General features: G+C 62.7%; 16 protein-coding genes. 2 read left to right on the top strand and 14 right to left on the bottom strand.

The annotated features are described in order from the left end of the window. Positions 1-4: 4 nt before the first annotated feature. The 5 genes from ACM6HV_RS02785 to ACM6HV_RS02765 all read right to left on the bottom strand — a co-directional run bounded on the left by ACM6HV_RS02785 (position 5) and on the right by ACM6HV_RS02765 (position 4453). Positions 5-769: an ABC transporter permease gene (locus ACM6HV_RS02785; protein ID WP_145595637.1), complete on the bottom strand. Its 765-nt coding sequence runs from the start codon at positions 767-769 to the stop codon at positions 5-7. After that, the gene (locus ACM6HV_RS02780) at positions 769-1968 is read right to left on the bottom strand and encodes an ABC transporter substrate-binding protein (protein WP_414903440.1); all 1200 of its coding nucleotides are present in this window, start codon (positions 1966-1968) and stop codon (positions 769-771) included. The genes ACM6HV_RS02785 and ACM6HV_RS02780 overlap by 1 nt, the downstream gene beginning before the upstream one ends. After that, positions 1934-2776 (bottom strand): ABC transporter ATP-binding protein, encoded by an 843-nt coding sequence (locus tag ACM6HV_RS02775; RefSeq protein WP_145595635.1) that lies wholly within the window; start codon positions 2774-2776, stop codon positions 1934-1936. The genes ACM6HV_RS02780 and ACM6HV_RS02775 overlap by 35 nt, the downstream gene beginning before the upstream one ends. Beyond that, positions 2773-3843 carry an acyl-CoA dehydrogenase family protein gene (locus ACM6HV_RS02770; RefSeq protein WP_414903438.1) on the bottom strand — a complete coding sequence of 357 codons (1071 nt, stop codon included), beginning with the start codon at positions 3841-3843 and terminating at the stop codon, positions 2773-2775. The genes ACM6HV_RS02775 and ACM6HV_RS02770 overlap by 4 nt, the downstream gene beginning before the upstream one ends. A 64-nt stretch (positions 3844-3907) precedes the next feature. Next, positions 3908-4453 (bottom strand): carboxymuconolactone decarboxylase family protein, encoded by a 546-nt coding sequence (locus tag ACM6HV_RS02765; RefSeq protein WP_041074663.1) that lies wholly within the window; start codon positions 4451-4453, stop codon positions 3908-3910. Positions 4454-4556: 103 nt separating this feature from the next. Between ACM6HV_RS02765 and ACM6HV_RS02760 the strand changes: the two genes are divergently transcribed. Together ACM6HV_RS02760 and ACM6HV_RS02755 are read left to right on the top strand one after the other, a co-directional pair. Further along, a complete protein-coding gene (locus ACM6HV_RS02760) occupies positions 4557-5468 on the top strand; it encodes a cupin domain-containing protein (protein WP_414903435.1) in 912 nt (303 codons plus the stop codon). Between the two features lie 286 nt (positions 5469-5754). Then, on the top strand, positions 5755-6216 hold the full coding sequence (locus tag ACM6HV_RS02755; RefSeq protein ID WP_041074659.1) for a DUF3574 domain-containing protein: 462 nt from the start codon (positions 5755-5757) through the stop codon (positions 6214-6216). Here the strand turns inward: ACM6HV_RS02755 and ACM6HV_RS02750 are convergent. The 9 genes from ACM6HV_RS02750 to ACM6HV_RS02710 all read right to left on the bottom strand — a co-directional run bounded on the left by ACM6HV_RS02750 (position 6213) and on the right by ACM6HV_RS02710 (position 17505). Next, positions 6213-7577, bottom strand: a complete 1365-nt coding sequence (locus tag ACM6HV_RS02750; RefSeq protein WP_414903433.1) for an APC family permease — start codon at positions 7575-7577, stop codon at positions 6213-6215. The genes ACM6HV_RS02755 and ACM6HV_RS02750 overlap by 4 nt on opposite strands. Positions 7578-7618: 41 nt before the next feature. Next, positions 7619-10006 carry a TonB-dependent receptor plug domain-containing protein gene (locus ACM6HV_RS02745; RefSeq protein WP_414903431.1) on the bottom strand — a complete coding sequence of 796 codons (2388 nt, stop codon included), beginning with the start codon at positions 10004-10006 and terminating at the stop codon, positions 7619-7621. A gap of 480 nt (positions 10007-10486) precedes the next feature. Then, on the bottom strand, positions 10487-11542 hold the full coding sequence (locus ACM6HV_RS02740) for a substrate-binding domain-containing protein (RefSeq protein WP_027614163.1): 1056 nt from the start codon (positions 11540-11542) through the stop codon (positions 10487-10489). 31 nt (positions 11543-11573) lie between these two features. Then, positions 11574-12599 (bottom strand): ABC transporter permease, encoded by a 1026-nt coding sequence (locus ACM6HV_RS02735; protein ID WP_414903428.1) that lies wholly within the window; start codon positions 12597-12599, stop codon positions 11574-11576. After that, entirely contained in the window at positions 12592-14142 is a 1551-nt protein-coding gene (locus ACM6HV_RS02730) for a sugar ABC transporter ATP-binding protein (protein WP_414903426.1), read from the bottom strand. Before ACM6HV_RS02730 ends, ACM6HV_RS02735 begins: the two co-directional genes overlap by 8 nt. A gap of 8 nt (positions 14143-14150) precedes the next feature. Then, the gene (locus ACM6HV_RS02725) at positions 14151-14822 is read right to left on the bottom strand and encodes a methionine ABC transporter permease (RefSeq protein ID WP_145595627.1); all 672 of its coding nucleotides are present in this window, start codon (positions 14820-14822) and stop codon (positions 14151-14153) included. Next, entirely contained in the window at positions 14819-15619 is an 801-nt protein-coding gene (locus tag ACM6HV_RS02720; RefSeq protein ID WP_414903424.1) for a methionine ABC transporter ATP-binding protein, read from the bottom strand. The genes ACM6HV_RS02725 and ACM6HV_RS02720 overlap by 4 nt, the downstream gene beginning before the upstream one ends. Then, positions 15616-16425: a MetQ/NlpA family ABC transporter substrate-binding protein gene (locus ACM6HV_RS02715; RefSeq protein WP_414903422.1), complete on the bottom strand. Its 810-nt coding sequence runs from the start codon at positions 16423-16425 to the stop codon at positions 15616-15618. Before ACM6HV_RS02715 ends, ACM6HV_RS02720 begins: the two co-directional genes overlap by 4 nt. 27 nt (positions 16426-16452) lie before the next feature. Beyond that, on the bottom strand, positions 16453-17505 hold the full coding sequence (locus ACM6HV_RS02710; RefSeq protein WP_414903420.1) for an isopenicillin N synthase family dioxygenase: 1053 nt from the start codon (positions 17503-17505) through the stop codon (positions 16453-16455). Between the last annotated feature and the right edge of the window lie 109 nt (positions 17506-17614).

Below are 17614 nucleotides of genomic sequence, written 5' to 3'. Positions count from 1 at the left end.
AGGCTCAGGCCGGCGCCCAGCGCCGGTGTAGCCAACGCGCGAACGCATCCAGCGCAAAACCCAGTACACCGATCAGCAGCACCATCGCCATCAGTTCCGAATACGCAAGGCGATCACGCGTATCGAGGATGAAGTAGCCCAACCCGGCGCTGACCCCGAGCATTTCGCACGGCACCAGCACGATCCACAGAATGCCGATCGACAGCCGGACCCCGGTCAGCACATGGCCGAGCACGCCGGGCAGAATCACCTTGCGCAGGGTTTCCCAGCGGGTGGCGCTGAGGCTGCGGCTGAGTTGCAGCCAGCGCGGGTCAAGCTGGCGCACGCCGGCCACGGTGTTGAGCAGGATCGGCCACACCGCAGCGAAGGTCAGCAGAAAGTAGATCGGCTGATCACCAACGCCCATCAGCATCACCACCACCGGCATCCACGACAACGGCGAAATCATCCGCAGAAACTGAAACGCCGGCGTGGTCGCCGCTTCCAGATGCCGGTAGCTGCCAATCATCAAGCCCAGCGGTACACCGATCAGCAGCGCCAGCAGCAGCCCGACCAGAATCCGCTTCAGACTGACCAGCACATGCTCGTACAGCTCCGGGCGCAGCAACAGTTCGCCGAGGCTCGCCAGAGTTGCCTCGGGTGAAAAGCGCAACGCCAGGCTGTCGTTGCCGCCAAACAGATGCACACCCAGCCACCACAGCAGCAACAGGCACAACAGCCCCGCGACACCCAACAAACCCTGCACGGTCGAAGAAGATCGCTGACGCATCAGAGGCTGAACTCCTCGCTGCGATCAAAGCTTTCCGGTAATCCGAATGCCTTCATCCCGCCGACTGTAGCAATGGCATTACGCACGAAGCGATCGTCTACCAGATCCCGGGCGGTTTGCTGCGGATCGAGGTTGGCAAGGAACCCCTTGTCGCCCTCGATCAGCGTGTCCTTCAGGCGCTTGACCAGTTCCTCGGTGTAGCTGGGAAACGGATACGGCTGAAAGTCGATGCGCTGCTCGTCCCAATGGCTGTGCTGGATCGCGCCGCTGGCCAGATACTGCTCGCGGTCGTTGCTGGCCGGCGACAGCACCCGGTCGAGCACCGGTTGCGCGTGCGGCGTATAGCGATTGGCGCCGTCCCTGGACAGCAGTTTTGCAGCTTCGGCGCGGTTGTCGCGGGTCCAGACCTGCGCCTTGACGATCGCGTTGACGACTTTCTGCGACCACTCGGGACGGTGATTCAGATCCTGCTCATGCATGAACACCACGCAGCAAGCGTGATTACGCCAGACGTCACCGGTAAAACGCTGTACGCGGCCAACCTTGAGTTCCTCGGCCAGCGCGTTGAACGGCTCGGCGACGATGTAGCCGGCGATGCGTTTGCTCGCCAGGGCCGGCGGCATATCCGACGGCGGCAGCACCAGCAGATTGACTTCGTTCGGCGCCAGCGCGGCGCTCGCCGATTTGCTCACCGGCACCAGACCGTGGTCGCGGAACAGCTGTTGCACCACCACGTTATGGATCGAATACCAGAACGGAATCGCCACTGATTGCCCACCGAGTTGTTTGACCTCGGTGATGCCCGGCGCCACGGTCAGGCCCGAGCCGCCGACGTGGTTCCACGCCACGACCTTGGCCGGCACCTTGCTGCCGTAACGCGCCCACACGGTCATCGGCGACAGCAGATGAATCACGTTGACCTGCCCGGAAATGAAGGCCTCGATCACCTGCGCCCAACTGCGCAGCAGCACCGGGCGCTCGGCCTGAATGCCTTCGGCCTCGAACAGCCCGTTGTTGTGCGCCACCAGCAACGGCGTGGCGTCGGTGATCGGCAGATAACCGATGCGCACCGGCGCGTTCGGCTCGGCAGCGGCACGGGCATTCAGGCTGTTGAGCAACGGCAACGCGCCGCCAGCGGTCAGCAACGCGCTGAGTTTGAGGAAGTCACGACGTGTGTGAGTAAAGTCGTCCAGGCACATGGTCAATCTCCGACGTAGCGGGCACAGGTTGAGTAAGGGGATTGCGGCTCGCCCGCCGAAGGGTTTTGAGGATGTCGATGCGCAACGCGCCCAGTTCCTCGACCAGCTCGGCACGCGGCTGAGGCAGGTCGATGCGCCACTCGCCGAGGATGTGCGCCGGGCTGTTACCCAGTAGCAGAATCCGCTCGGAGAGCAGCAAGGCTTCGTCAATGTCGTGGGTAATCAACACGGCTGCGGTGTGGTGCTCGGCAATCAGTTGCAGGAGCAACTGCTGCATGTCGGCGCGGGTGATTTCATCGAGCGCACCGAACGGTTCATCGAGCAACAGCACCTGCGGCTGCCGCGCCAGACACCGCGCCAGCGCGGTGCGCTGGGCCATGCCGCCGGACAACTGCGCCGGGTGCTGCTGACGCGCATGTGCGAGGCCGACCGCAGCGATGGCGTGGTCGATCCGCGTCTTGCGTTGTTCGGCCGTCAGGTGCGGCTGGCGGGCGAAGTCGAGACCGAAGGCGACGTTCTTTTCCAAAGTCAGCCACGGCAACAAACTCGGGTCCTGAAACGCCACCGCCACCCGAGGGTGCGCACCGGTCAGCGGTTCGCCAAGCAGGCTCACCCGGCCCTGCTGCGGTGCCTGCAACCCCGCCAGCACACGCAGCAGACTCGATTTGCCGACACCGCTGGGGCCGAGAATCGTCACCACTTCGCCGGGCTGCAATTGCAAGTCGAAGTGTTCCAGCACGGTGTGCCAGCCCTGTTCTCGCGGGTAGCCGAGGCTGATGCCGTGCGCCTCCAGCACCGGCGCGGTCATGCCGTCGCTTCCCGTTTCTGCCGCTGCAATTCAGCGCGCAGTTGCACCAGGCTCGGCGTGACGATCGGCACGAACGCCGACTCACGCCAGCGCCGGGCGAAACCACTGCCGTGCTCGGTCAGATAGGCCTTGCCGCCGCTGGATTGCAACTCCAGTTGCACCGCATTGGCGGCGGATTCGGCCAGCGCGATGCGGATCTGGAACAACGCGCCCGGCTGGGACAGGAAACGTCCGTCGTGCAGGCCCTGCTTGAGCGCGTCGACGCTCTGCGCCAGTTGCTCGCGTTGTTCCTGCAACGGCTCCAGCAGAATCGAACGGCCGTCCTGCAAGTGTCCTTCGACCTCGGCCAACGCACGCCGCGCCAGCCCCATCGCCATGCCGCACTGCAAGCCGAGAAACGCCGGGCGCACCGCTGGCAGAAACTTGCGCGCATCGTCATGCAGCAGCCATTCGCGTCCGACCGCCACTTGCGCGAAATCGATGGCGGCAGTGTTGCTCGATTGCAGCCCCATCAGTTGCAGATCGGCGGAACGTTGTACGCCGGCAGCGTCATCGGCGATCGCCAGCACGAACGGCGAACCGCCCTCCTCGTGCTCTATTGCCGCCGCCACCACGAAGCCGCTTTGGCGCAGATTGGTCACCCAATGCAGGCGCCCGTTCAGGGTCCAGCCGTCTGCGGTGTCGACGGCACGCACTTGCAGTGCCTCGATGCCCGACAGGTATTTCATCGCGTTGGACAAACCGGTAGCCCCGGCCAGCTCTCCGCTGAGCAACACCGGCAGCAGTCTTTCCCTCAGCGCAGCGTTGGGGCTGTGCAGCAGGTATTCGATAAAGGCCCGTTGGCCCCAGAACACAAACGCCGCCGCCAGTGAATGGCTGGCGACGGCGGCCAGGGTTTCCACGGCATCACTGACGTGACCACCGCTGCCGCCCAGCGCCGGGCTGACGCCGACCCGTAGCACCCCGGCCTGCGCCAGTTGTGTCAGCACCTGTTGCGGATCGCCGTCGCCTGCATCCAGGGCCTGGGCGTTGTGTTCCAGCCATTGCATCAATGCCGGATTGAGCATGTCGTTTCTCTCCTTGTACGCAGCCGCATCAACCATAGACGATGCGGCCCGAAGCGCTGGCGGATTAAGCGCGATACGCCGCCAGCTCAGGGTTGAGCGGCGTGTCGGCGAACACGTTGGCGAAGTTGCACAGGGTCGCCAGGCTGATGCCGAGGATCACTTCCAGCGCATTGCCTTCGGTGTAGCCAGCGGCCTTGAATTGGTTGAAGGTCTGATCGCTGACCTTGCCCCGGGTGGCAATCACCTCGCGGGCAAATGCGGCCAGGGTTTCCAGTTTTGCCACGGGCACAGTGGCTTTTTCACGCAGCGCACTGACCACTTCCGGCGGCAGTTTTGCCTTATTCAGCGCCACGGCGGTATGACCTGCGACACAGAAATCGCAACCATGGTTGGTCGCGGCAATCAGTTGCACCACTTCGCGCTCGGCGAGGCTGAGTTCGGACTTGCCATTGAGCGCCGATACCGTAACGTAGGTTTCCAGTGCGGCCGGGGCATTGGCCAGCACGGCCAGCAGGTTTGGAATGAATCCGGAGTTCTTCTGAGCGTTTTCCAGAAACGGTCTAGCGGCTTCGGGAGCGCTTTGCACGGTGTGAAGAGTGACGCGCGACATGGAGTGGACTCCTGCTGTTGAGTGTCCGGCCAGTCTGTTGGTTATAAAAATTTCGATCCATATTCTAAAGTAGCGATTACTTGCTCCTGAGTGTTTCCATTAGATGATTTCGTCCAGCCCTTTGGTTGATTGGTTATTAGAAAGCCTCGAACTCAACGCCAGTCTGTTCCACGTCGGGCGCTATTGCGGTGGCTGGCACGCGAGTACGCACGGACTGGCGCGCGCCAGTTTTCACTTGATCGTGCAGGGGCGTTGCTGGCTGCACATTGATGGGCAGGCACGGTCGATACCGTTGAACCCCGGGGATGCGGTGTTTCTGCTGCGGGATCTGAATTACCGCCTCTCCAGCGCCGAAGAGACGGCCCTCGCCCAGACGCTGCCGCGCATGGCCATGACCGCGCTCGACAGCCAGGCGCAGGACGGTGTCGGGCTGGTTTGCGGGTTCTTCCATTTCAAGTCGGGATTGTCATCGCTGATCATCGATGGGTTGCCCGACTGGATCATCCTGCGCGCGGGCGATCCGTCTTCGAGCGCGGCGCAAGCCTTGTTCGAGCTGATCCTGCAAGAGTGCGAACGCCTGCCGGCGCCCTCCTCGGCGCTGCTCGAACGCTTGAGTCATCTGCTGTTTTTGTACGTGCTGCGTCAGCAGATGGCCGACAACCAGAGCCTCGGCGGCCTCGTGGCATTGGCGCGCAATCCGCAGTTCGCACCGTTGCTGGATCAGTTGATCGCACAACCGCAGTTGCCGTGGTCGCTGGAGAGCATGGCGGCGAGTACCGGGCTGTCGCGCTCGGCGTTTTTCAAGCGCTTCAATGAGCTGGCCGGGCAATCGCCGGGGCAGGTATTGCTGGCGTTGCGCATTCGGCATGCCTGCCAGTTGCTGCGGACTAACCACACGGTGGAACAGGTGTGTGCGGCGGTGGGCTATCAGTCGATCGCCGCGTTTACCCGGGCATTTGCCAAGTCGGTGGGCGTGCAACCGGGGGCTTATCGCAAGCAGCATGAGGGGCGCTGAGCTTGCTCGCGAAAGCGTCAGATCAGCCAACCTCATCGCTGAATGTCACACCGCTTTCGCGGGCAAGCCCGCTCCCACAGGGGATTGTGTCGATCAGCGATTGGTACACGCCACAAAACCTGTGGGAGCTGGCTTGCCAGCGATGGCGTTGGCACGTTCGGTACCCACGACTCGATGATTTCTTATTCCATTAATCAACCAAGAAATCATTTTTTAATCTTTTATCGCTATTAACCTCAGCCCCTATCATTGCGCGTCTGCACTTGACTCATAAAAGGAACGTTCCATGCAAAGACGCCTGTTACTGGCTGCACTGTTTGTCGCTGTCGCCGGGTGCGCCAGTCCTCCTGCTGTTTCGGTGCATACCAAAGATCCCGCCAGCTCGACCCTGCAAGGTGACGCCTCGCGTCCGGCGCAGGCGCAGTGGATCCGCACCGAGCTGTACTTCTCGGTGGGCACGGTCGATGGCAAGGACGGTGCGGTCAGCGCGGCGCGCTGGCGCGAGTTTCTCGACAAGGAAGTGACGTCGCGGTTTCCCGACGGTTTCACCGTGTTCGATGCCTATGGGCAGTGGCGTGATCATGGGGCAAAGGAGCCGGAGCGGTTGAGCACCAAGGTCATCGTGATCCTGCACGAAAACAATCCGCAGAACGCCGGCAACATCGAGGCAATTCGACTGGCGTACAAACGCATCACCGGGGACTTGTCGGTACTGCGTCTGTCGCAACCGGCCGAAGTCTCGTTTTAATCGCTGATCGGCCCCAGAGCTTGCCGAGGCGTCGACGCCAGGCGGCTCAATCCCGCCAACAGCAGCGCGCCCACCAGCAACACGCCAATCCCCAGAAATGCGCCCCATCCCACCACCGTCACGCTCGAATAGAGCATGTACAGGCACAGCCCGAAAAACAGCAGCGGCAATAGCGGATACAAAGGCACCCTCACCGGCCTCGACACGTCGGGAAAGCGTCGGCGCAGGATGATCAACGCCAGGCTGCTGAAGCTCAGAAACAGCCAATACACCGGGGTCAGGTACTCGACCATGGTGTTGAAGCCGCTCTGGGTGAAACTGCCGAACAGCACCAGCAACAACGCCACCGAGCCCTCCGCCAGCAACGCTTTGCGCGGCACGCCGTCACGTTCGTGCCACTCGCCGAAACGACGCAACTGCGGCACATCGCCGGCAGCGGCATAGGTGGTGCGGGCGCCGACCAGCAAGGTCGAGTTGATGCTGGCGATGGCCGCGACACCCACCATCAGCAGAATCAGCAGCACACCCGGCGCGCCAAAGGCACGGTTCAACAACTCCACTGCCGGTGCGTTGCTCGCCGCCAGCCCGGCGAATCCCAGACCTCGCACAAACGCCCAGTTCAGCGCCAGATAAATCGCCATCAGCAGCGTCAACGCGCCGAGCATGGCGATGAATATTCCACGTCGACCGTCGCGCACTTCCGCTGACAAGGTCGCCGCATCGCTCCAGCCACCGAACGCCAGAAACACGAAAATCATCGCCGCCGAAAGCCCCGCCATACCGGTGTTTTCCGGCGTGACCGAAACGCTCGGTGGCGGTGCTTCAATCCCCTGCCACGCCAGCCACACCCCGGCGCTGGCGATGCTCAGAAAGCCCAGCGCCAACAAGCCCACCAGCAAGGTCTGGGTGATGAAACCGATGTGCTTGCCCGTGAGATTGAGCAGCACCAGCGCAGCGATGACTCCGCCGGCAAACAGCCCCGAGCCGTATCGACCGAGCGGCACCACGGCGTTGACGTAATCGGCAAACATGAACGCCGACAAGGCGATCCAGCCGGTGTGCATCACCGAGAAGCGTGACCAGGCAAACAGGAACCCCATGCGCTCGCCATAGGCGGTGCGCAGAAAGTGATAGTCGCCGCCAGGATGTGGGAATGCCGTGGCCATTTCGGCAAAGCACAACGCCCCGGCCATCGACGCCAGGCCGCCGAGCACCCACACCCAGTAGAAATATGCCGGCCCGACGTTCAGCGCCACGGTCGGCGCGGTCTTGAGGATGTCGGTGGTGATCACCATGCCCAGCGTGATCAGCAACGCCTGCAGCACTGGCAGATGGCGCTTGGGGCCGTTGGAGTGATTCATGCAGAGTTCCGCAAAAAGTCCGCCATCCGTGGCGGTTCGACTCAGAAGCCGTAGGTGGCGCTGGCGTAGTAATACGCGCCATTGGTGCCAATCGGCGACAGCACGTCATACGGCAGGTTGCCGCCGTAGTTGATCGCCGAGCCGGAGCGTTCCGGGTAGTTGTCGGTGAGATTGTTGCCGCCCAGGGCCACGCTGAATTTCGGGGTGAATTTGTAGGTCACCTCGGCGTCCAGTTGCCACACCGCGCCGTAGGTCTGCTCCGGTTGCGAGTCGCCAAAGTCGAACACGCGAGTGGTTTCGCCCTGACGGGTCAGACGCCCGAGCAAGCCCCAGTGTTCGCTGGCCCAGTTGGCGGAAAACACGAAGCGATCCTTGGGCGCGGCGTCAGTCAGGGTGTTGGTTTCTTCAACGCCGACCAGTGCATCGTTGCCGATACCCAGCGCCGTCAGTTGCGCGGGCGTGCCTTTGGTGCTGGTGACTTTGGTGTGGTTGTAGGTGTACGCGGTGGTCAGGCCCAGTTGCCCTTCGTATAGCGGCTGATGGTAGTTGAGCACCAGTTCGGCACCGTGGGTGCTGGTGTCGGCGGCGTTGGTGAAGAAGTTGACATCATGCACCCCGGCCACGCCGAAATTGTCGTTGATGTATTGCTCCATGGCATCGCTGCCGATGCGCTGCGACAGGGTGATGCGGTCCTTGACGTCGATGCGGAACACATCGAGCGAAGCGTCGAAGCGTTCGTTGAGCTGGAAGGTGAGGCCGAGGCTGAAGTTCTTCGAGGTTTCAGGATCGAGCTTCTCTGCCCCCAGCGCGCGGGCGATCGGGTCGTTGACCGAGAGCACGCGAATATCGGTGAGCGTGCCGCCTTCGCCGAAGTTGCTGGTGGTGTTCTGAAAGCCGCTCTGCGCCAGCGACGGCGCGCGGAAGTTGTTCGACACCGCACCGCGCAGCGCCCACTGCTCGGTCAGTTTGTAGCGACCGCTGAGCTTGCCGGTGAGTTTGCTGCCGGCATCATCGTAATGTTCCCAGCGGGTGGCGGCGTCGACGAAAAAGCGGTCAGTCAGATCGCCCGACAACTCGGCGTAGGTAGCAAACACGTTGCGGTCCAGGTCCGACTCTTCGCTGGGGCGCAGGCCGTTGGCGCCGTCAGCGCCGGAACCGATGTACGAGGCCGCGTCACCGGCGTAGGTCAGGTAGTTTTCGTAGCGATATTCGCCGCCCAGCGCCAGCACGAACGAGCGTCCGCCGAGGCGCAGTTCGCGGCTGAAATCGATGTTGGTGGTGGTCTGGCGCAGCTCGTAATCGCCGGTGTCGAACCGGGTCGGCGAGTCCTCACCGAGGCTGACGTTGAGCGTACGGCGGGTGGAGCCGTCGAAGCGGTTGCGGCCATGGGTCACGCTGCTGTCGAAGTCCCAGTCTTCGCCGATCATGCCCTTGAAGCCGGCGGTGGCGGAGACATCCTTGTTGTCGCCCAGCGACTGCGGCAGGTAGCCGTTGGGATAGAACTGCGGCTGCTCGTAGGGGTAGCGATAGAATTCGGCGCCGGTGGTGTGGCGCTGGTTGTAAGTGCCGAAGCTGTAAGCCTTGCCACCCGCCAGCGGCAGCTCACTGTTGAACCACAGGTTGACGTCCCGCGCCAGGCCGTCGCCCATCACGTAGTTGCGCTGCCCGGGGGTATCGGCAAAACCGTCGAAACCGGCACGGTTGGTCGGGTTGCGGTTCTTGTATTCGGTACCGCCACGAATGAACCCGCCCTCTTCGCCCAGCCGCGTGCCGATCTTGGCGGTGGTCACGCTGTTCTGGCCGTCGGTGGTGGTTCTGCCGATCGCGTCCTGATGGGTGTGAAACGCGCCGTAGCTGGTGGACACTTCACCACCCTCGGGGGCGTCGTCGAGGATGATGTTGATCACCCCGGCAATCGCGTCGGAACCGTACTGCGCCCCGGCGCCGTCGCGCAGCACTTCGATGCGTTTGATCGCGCTGATCGGGATCGAGTTGAAGTCCACCGGCGCCGTGCCGCGACCGATTTTCGACGAGTCGTTGACCACCGCCGAGGTGTGACGGCGCTTGCCGTTGACCAGCACCAGCACCTGATCCGGACTCATGCCGCGCAGCTGTGCGGCGCGCACATGGTCGGCACCACCGGAATTGGACTGACGCGGCATGCTGAACGACGGCAGCAACGTCTGCAGCGCCTGGCCCAGTTCACCGTCAGCCGCGCCCGTGGACTTGAGATCGGCGGCGGTCAACACGTCCACCGGCACTGGAGAATCGAGCACCGTACGTGCCGTGCCCCGAGTGCCGGTGACCAGCACGGTACCCAGCCGTGTGTCATCGTCAACGCGGGTGGAAGTGTCTTCGGCTTGCGCCGGAAGTTGCCAGATCGCACCGACCACCGCGATGGCCAGTAATGAACGCGAACGCTGATACATGGGACAGCTCCTTTATCGCAACTAATACCCGGCCGTTGCCGACAATAAAGGGTCGGCAATCAATGCACGGCAATGTCTGCTGTAGTTATGGAAATCAGGAAGGCGGTGAAGGCTGTTTAGTGACTGAAGCGCAGCATCCCCAAAGTCAGTTTCTCCGTTGAACACCGATGCTAGACGGGCTGAAGCCTTGCCGTAAAAGAACCAATAACACTTAGGTTAGATCCGGCTGAATAGTTGTTTTTAGAGCAACACAAGTGTTGCCACCACAACAGCAAAGCAACTAACCAACAACTAACTCGAACATAAATATCACCCTGTGGGAGCGAGCCTGCTCGCGAAAGCGGTGTATCAGTCAACGCAGATGTTGGCTGGAATGGCCTCTTCGCGAGCAGGCTCGCTCCCACAGTGTCGATGGCGTTGAACAGACTTTTTGCACTCGCCACAGATCCAGTGTGGGATCGGTGGATGAATACAGATTTTTCAGTTCGCCACAGGAATCCACTCCGCCCGCGCCACGTTGGCGGTATCACCGAACGCCGGGAGTTTCTGCGCCAGATCGCGAACGTTTTTCACGTCAAGATCGAGCAGTTGCTGACGCGTGATCAGGGTCGGCGGCACCAGCACCTGATGCCCCGGATTTTCGCCGGCAATCAACATTGCCAGACTGCGCACGCTGATCGCCCCTGCCACTTGAGGATTTACTGCAGCCGTCGCCGCCCAGGCACTGTCCGGTTCTTTCATGATCTGAATGTCGGCGGTGGAAATGTCGGCGCTGTAGATCTTCACCTTGCGCCCCAGCCCGGCCTCGTCGACGGCGATTTTCGCGCCTTTGGCGAACTCGTCGAACGGCGCGAAGATCACGCTGATATCCGGATTGGCCCGCAACACCGCGCTGGCCTGATCCGCCACCGAGTTGGCAATCGGCGGATTGAGCGTGCCGAAACGCGCCTTCTCGATGATGCCCGGATTGGCCTGTTTCACCTGACTCCAGATCTCGTCGCGGCGCTCCATCGGGGTGAAGCCGCTGATGTACACGTAACCGGCATCGAACCGCGTGCCGTTGTCCTTCACTGCCTGATCCAGCGCCAGTCGCGCCAGTGCATGGTGATCCTGCTCGACCTGGGTCACTTGCGGACTGTTCAGGTCAACGTCGAACGCCACCACCTTGATGCCTTTGGCGATCGCCCGGTCAATCGGTCCCTTGAGGGTTTCCGCCAGGCCCAGTTGCACGATGATCCCGTCGACCCCGAGGTCGATCGCCTGATCGATCATCTCGCCCTGACTCGCCGCCTGCTGCCGCGCATCGAACACCCGCAGATTGGCCCCCAGCGCCTCGGTCTGTTTCTCCACGCCGCGCAGATACGCCTCGGGAAAGTCCCCGGAAAACAGATAACCGACCAGCGCGATCTGCACCTGACCTTTATCGAACGGCGCCGGAGCACCCGGCAATGCCTTGGCCTGAGCACTCAAAGCCAATGCCGAGAGCACCGCGCCGGCGAGGCAATGGCGTGCGAACTGCTTGATTGAACCGTGCATACATCTTCCTTGCAGCGACAAATGAACCGGCTCAGCGCGCCCGATGCGCGAGGCCGAAGGTGAACATCAGGGCCAGCACCAGCACCAGTCCCTTGACGAAATCCTGCGCGTAGTACGGCGCGTTGAGCATGGTCAGGCCATTGAGCAGCGACGCCACCAACAGTGCGCCGACCAACGTGCCGAACGCATTGGGCTTCTTCGCTCCGAGCACGGCAAAACCGATTAGCGCCGCGCCGAGGGCGTCGAGCACCAGACCGTTGCCGGAGCTGACATCACCCCGGCCCAGGCGCGCCGCCAACAGCAACCCGCCAAGTGAAGCGAGCAATGCCGACAACACGTAAGCGAGCAACTTCAAGCGCTGTACCGGCGCGCCTGCCAATCGCGCCGCCTGCTCGTTGCCGCCAATCGCATAAAACAACCGGCCGATGCGCGTACGCTCGAGAAACAGCCACACCGCCAGCGCCACCAGCGCAGTAATCAACACCGGCACCGGCACCACGTCCCACAAGCGTCCGCGGCCGAGGGCGAGAAACGCCGTACTGAACGTGCCTTTGGTTTCCACGCCACTGGGCAAGGTCATGCCCACCGCAATCGAGCGTCCGCCCGTGGGAATCAGTTGCACGCCGATCACCAGAAACATGCTGCCCAGCGTCGCGAGAATGTCCGGCACCCGCAGCTTGACGATCAGCCAGCCATTGAGCAGCCCGACCAGTGCGCCGCCGGCCAGACTGATCAGCACCGCCGGCACCGCGCCCCAGCCGAGCACCACCATCACGTAACTGGCGATCATCAGGCTCATCGCCGCCACCGCACCGATCGACAGATCAAGCCCGCCGACCGCCATGGTCAGGGTCACACCGAGGGCCAGCAGCGCGACAATCGACACCGACTGCAAGATGCTGAACAGATTGCCGACGCGCAAAAACGCCGGCTCCGCGACACTGAAAAACACCACGATCAGCGCCAGCAGCCACAACAGGCCGTAGCGGATCAGCGCTTGCAGCAGGCGCTCGGCGGGTGCCGTAGCGGACGACAACAATGAACTCGAATCAGGCACTCGCTCTGCTCCTTGGCGTGGCATGAAAGGGATGTTCGCTAGCGTCGCTGCCGGCCAGCGCGGTGACCAGGGTCGCGCGCTCAAGACCGGCACGCGGGTATTCGGCGACCACCGCGTGATCGCGCACCAACAGAATGCGGTCGGCGATTTCCAGGGCTTCATCGACATCGGCGCAGATCACCAGCGTTGCGCGGCCGCCGGCAGTGTCGCGCAGCAGTTGGCCGATCTCGCGACGGGCGCGCACGTCGACGCCCTGAAACGGCTCATCGAGAATCAACACCCGCCCTGCCCCGAGCAGCCAGCGACCCAGCACAACTTTCTGTTGATTGCCGCCGGACAGCGCGCTCATCGGCACCTCGATACCGGCAGTCTTGATCCCCAGCGCCGCGACTTGCGCCTCGACCGCTGCGGCTTCGGCGCGGTTGCGAATGAAACCGGCACGGGTGAAGCGCTGCAGAAACGGCAGCGTCAGGGTCCGGCGCAGGGAGAAATCCGGCACCAGCGACTGACTGGCGCGATCCTCCGCCGCGAGAAATACACCGCTGTGGATCGCTTCCCTTGGCGAACCCGGCAGCCAGTCCACGCCGTCCAGTTGCAGACTGCCGGCCACGGCGTTGCGCAAGCCGAACAGCACTTCGGCGATTTCGCTTTTGCCAGCGCCGAGCAGCCCGGTCAGTACCACCACTTCGCCTTGGTGCAGGTCGAAATCGAAGCGCTTGGAGCGCGGCAAAATCTGCAAACCGCGCACACCAAGCACCTTTCGGCCCACGGTGCCGGGTGTGTAGACATGCCCGTCCAGCGCCTGCCCGAGCATGGCGTGCACCGCTTCCGGCAACTGCCGTGCGCTGAATTCCCCGGCCAGTCGACCATCGCGCAGGACAATGGCGCGATCCGCCACCCGTTGCAGATCGGACAAGCGATGGGAGATGTACAGAATCGCCACGCCACGGCTGCGCAGGGTGTCGATCAGCCCGAACAGCCGCTGCGCCTCGGCATCTGATAACGCTGCGGTCGGCTCATCGAGAATCAGCAGACGCGGCTGCAGGGCAAAGGCCCGCGCCAGCACCACCAACTGCCGTTCGGCCTGGCCCAGGTGTTCAATCGGCTGCTCCAGCGGCAATTCCAGGCCCAGCCCGGCGGCGATACTCGCGGCGCGCTCCAGCAGGCGCTGGCGGTTGAGCCAGAAGTCCGCGTCGGGCCTGCACAACTCATCGAGCAGGAGGTTTTCCGCCACGCTCAAACCGGGCGCAATCCCCTCATTGATCTGCTGATGCACGGCAACGATTCCGACCCGACGAGCCGACAGCGGCGAATTGAATTGCCGGGGCTGGCCGTCGATGTAAATCTCGCCGCTATCAGCGCGCTGGCTGCCGGCGAGAATTTTCACCAGCGTCGATTTGCCGGCACCGTTGGCACCGAGCAACGCCGCCACTTCGGCGGGATGAATCTGCAGGCTGACGCGATCCAGGGCGCGGTTCGAGCCGAAGCGCTTGCTCAGTTCACGCACCTGAATCAGCGGCGCGCGGGCCACGACGACACTCATAAAATTCCTTAACGTCGATGGGCCAGCGAACGCACCAGCCGGTCGCCCAGGCTTTGCACGCCCTGCACCAGAATGACCAGCACCACCACGGTGGCGACCATCACTTCGTTGTTGAAACGCTGATAGCCGTAACGGATCGCCAGATCACCGAGGCCGCCACCGCCAATCACCCCGGCCATGGAAGAAAAACCGATCAGCATCACCAGCGTCAGGGTGATCCCCGCCAGCAGGGCCGGCAGCGCTTCGGGCAGCAGCACTTTGCAAATCACATGGCGGATATCGCCGCCCATGGCGAGGATCGCTTCGATCCGGCCCTTGTCGACTTCATCCAGCGCGTTCTCGACGATCCGCGCGAAAAACGGAAACGCGCCAATGGTGATCGGCACCACCGCAGCGGTGCTGCCGAGGGTCGTACCCACCAGCAGACGCGTCAGCGGAATCAGCGCAATCAACATCACTACAAAGGGTAGCGAGCGCCCCAGATTGACCAGCGAACCCAGCGCGGCATTGAGCCGTGGCAGCGGCCACAGTCCGTCGCGGCGACTGACAAACAGCAACACCCCGAGCGGCAAACCGATCAGCAGCGTGAACAGCCCGGCAAGCAAGACCATGTACAGGGTTTCGCCGGTGGCGTTGAACAGCAGTTGCAGGATTTCAGCCCAGTTGATCGCGCGGTTCATGACTGAGCCGCTCGCACGCCGTATTGCTTGAGGAAGCTGAGCCCGGGGATGTCGTGGCCCAGCGGCAGGCCGCAGGTCGGACGCAACGAAGTGCCGAGACTCGATTGCGCATCGGCGAGCAAACGCGGCACCGGGCCGGACTCGACCAGGCGCCCGTCGGCCATCAACGCTGCGTGATCGCAGATCGACTTGACCACGTCCAGCTCATGGGTGATCAGCACAATGGTCACGCCCAGTTGCCGATTGATATCGCGCAGCAGGTCAAGAATCGACGCGGTGGTTTCCGGGTCCAGTGCACTGGTGGCTTCGTCCGACAGCAGATACGCAGGCTCCGCTGCCAGGGCGCGGGCAATCCCCACCCGCTGTTTTTGCCCACCGGACAACTGCGAGGGAAAGGCTTGCGCCTTGTCCGTCAAACCGACCAGTTCCAGCAGCTCGCGCACCCGCACATGGCGCCACGGTTTGCCGACGTTGGCGATCTCCAGCGGCACGGCGATGTTGTCGAACACGGTGCGCGAATGCAGCAGATTGAAGCCTTGGAAAATCATGCCGATGCGCTGCCGCTGGCGGCGCAGGTCGCTGGGCGACAGGGTCAGCAGGTCCACGCCGTCGATGAGAATTTGCCCGCTGTCCGGGCGTTCGAGCAGATTGAGACAACGCAACAGGGTCGACTTGCCTGCGCCGCTGCGCCCGAGGATGCCGTAGATCGCGCCGTCAGGAATACTCAGCGACACCTGATCCAGTGCCGGCGCCGGCGCCGACGGGTAGGTCTTGCTCAACTGCTCGACGACGATCATGGCTTGGCATCCTCCACCGGAATCACCGACCCCTTGAAGTTATCGCTGATGTATTTCGCCACTTGCGGCGAGGTCAGGTCCTTGGCCAGTTGCGCAATGCGCGGATCGTTCTGCAATTTCGGCGTGGTCACCAGAATGTTGGCGTACGGATTGTGCTCGGCCTTTTCCAGCCCCAGCGCATCCTGGGCCGGCACCAGTCCGGCTTCCAGTGCGTAATTGCCGTTGATCACCGCAAGGTCGACGTCGTCCAGCGCCCGAGGAATTTGCGGCGATTCGATTTCCAGGATCTTCAGCTGTTTCGGGTTCTCGGCGATGTCCTTGGGCGTGGCCTGATCGGCTGCCGGATCCTTGAAGCCGGGCTTGAGTTTGATCAGGCCGTTGTCCTGCAACAGGTACAGCGCACGGCTCAGGTTGGTGACGTTGTTGGGCACGGCGACGGTGCCTTTTTCCGGCACGTCGGCGAAGCTTTTGTGTCGGCGCGAATAGATGCCCAGCGGCTCGATATGCACCGTGGCGGCCACCGCGAGTTTCTGCCCCAGCGCTTGTTCCTGGGATTTCAGATACGGCAGATGCTGGAAGTAATTGGCATCGACATCGCCATGCACCAACAGCTCGTTGGAGTTCACCCCGTTAGGAATCTCGATGACCTTGAGGTTGAGTTGCGGATCGATTGTCTGGATGTACGCGAGAATCTGCGCGTGTGGCACCGGGTCGGCAGCCACGCGCAACGGTTCCAGTGCCTGCGCGCCGAACGAAGTCACCAGCGCGCCGAGCACGGCCAGGGTCAAACCTGCTTTCTTCAACATGTGCGGAGTCCTTGAGCGAGTGATGAATCAGGCGTTGGCGGTTTTACGAGCCGGTGCGGCGGGCATCAGCGCATCGGCATAGAAGCGCCGGGCGACGTCGGGGTGCGAACGCAACCGACCCTTGAGGTAGTTCCAGCCGACATCGCGAAACAGCGGATTGAGCGGATCACTCGCCGGGCCACGCGCTTCGCGCAGCAGCGCGGTGGGCAACGGGTACAGCGGCACCACGGCATCGAGTTGCGCGCCGAGGAAGAAGGCGATGGACAAACGCTCGCTGCCTGCGGGCGGCGACACCACCCGATGCACCGTGGCGCGCAGATAACCGTTGGTGGCCAGCTCCAGCAGTTCGCCGATGTTTACCACCAGCGTGTTGTCGCGAGGCAGCGCATCGATCCAGCGCCCCTCTTCGACCTCCACTTGCAGACCGGCCTGCTGGTCTTGCAGCAGAAAGCTCAGAAACCCCGAATCCTTGTGCGCGCCGACGCCCTGCTGGCTCGCGCTGGCGGCCTGACCTGGATAGCGCATCAACTTGATGTGTTCGTTGGGCTTGTCGCCGTACAACTGATCGAACGCGTCCGCCCGCAGCGACAGCGCCTGGGCAAAGGCACGCAGCAGGCGCAACGCCATGCGCGTCATCGCCTGTTGCCATTCCAGCAGCAGCGGTTTGAGCGCTGGCAGCGCCGCCGGCCATTGATTGGGCCCCTGCAACCGAGCCCACAACGGGCTGTCCGCGTCCAGCGGCAACGCTTCACGCTCGGCGCCGAGATCGAATTGCTCACGCCAGTCGGGTTGACCACGGGTGATCTCGGAAGCGGCACGGTTGTACCCGCGAAAGTGCGGCGAATTGATCATGCCGACGGCGGTTTTTTCGTGCTCGGACAAGGCGAAGAACTGCCGGGCGTGATCCTGCACCTGCTTGAGCAGATCGCTGTCGATGCCATGGCCGGTGAGATAGAAAAAGCCGACGTCACGCGCGGCGTGACGCAGGTTTTCAAGAAATTCATAACGCTGTTGCGCGGTGCCTTCGAACAACGAAAGGTCGAGCGTCGGCAGCGTGGTGATATCGAGGGTATGCGGCATGATTCACTCCCGTGTGAACCAAACCTGAAGAGCCTTTGATCGATTCAGCGTGTGCCGTCATGGCAATCGGGGGGTCTATCGGTTTGATGCGTTTGATTCGTCGTGAGAC

The organism is Pseudomonas sp. IT-P260 (genome assembly GCF_949768395.1).
Taxonomy (GTDB): domain Bacteria; phylum Pseudomonadota; class Gammaproteobacteria; order Pseudomonadales; family Pseudomonadaceae; genus Aquipseudomonas; species Aquipseudomonas parakoreensis.
The sequence above is the reverse complement of the archived record's forward strand: the minus strand, read 5'-3'. Positions and strand labels throughout refer to the sequence as shown.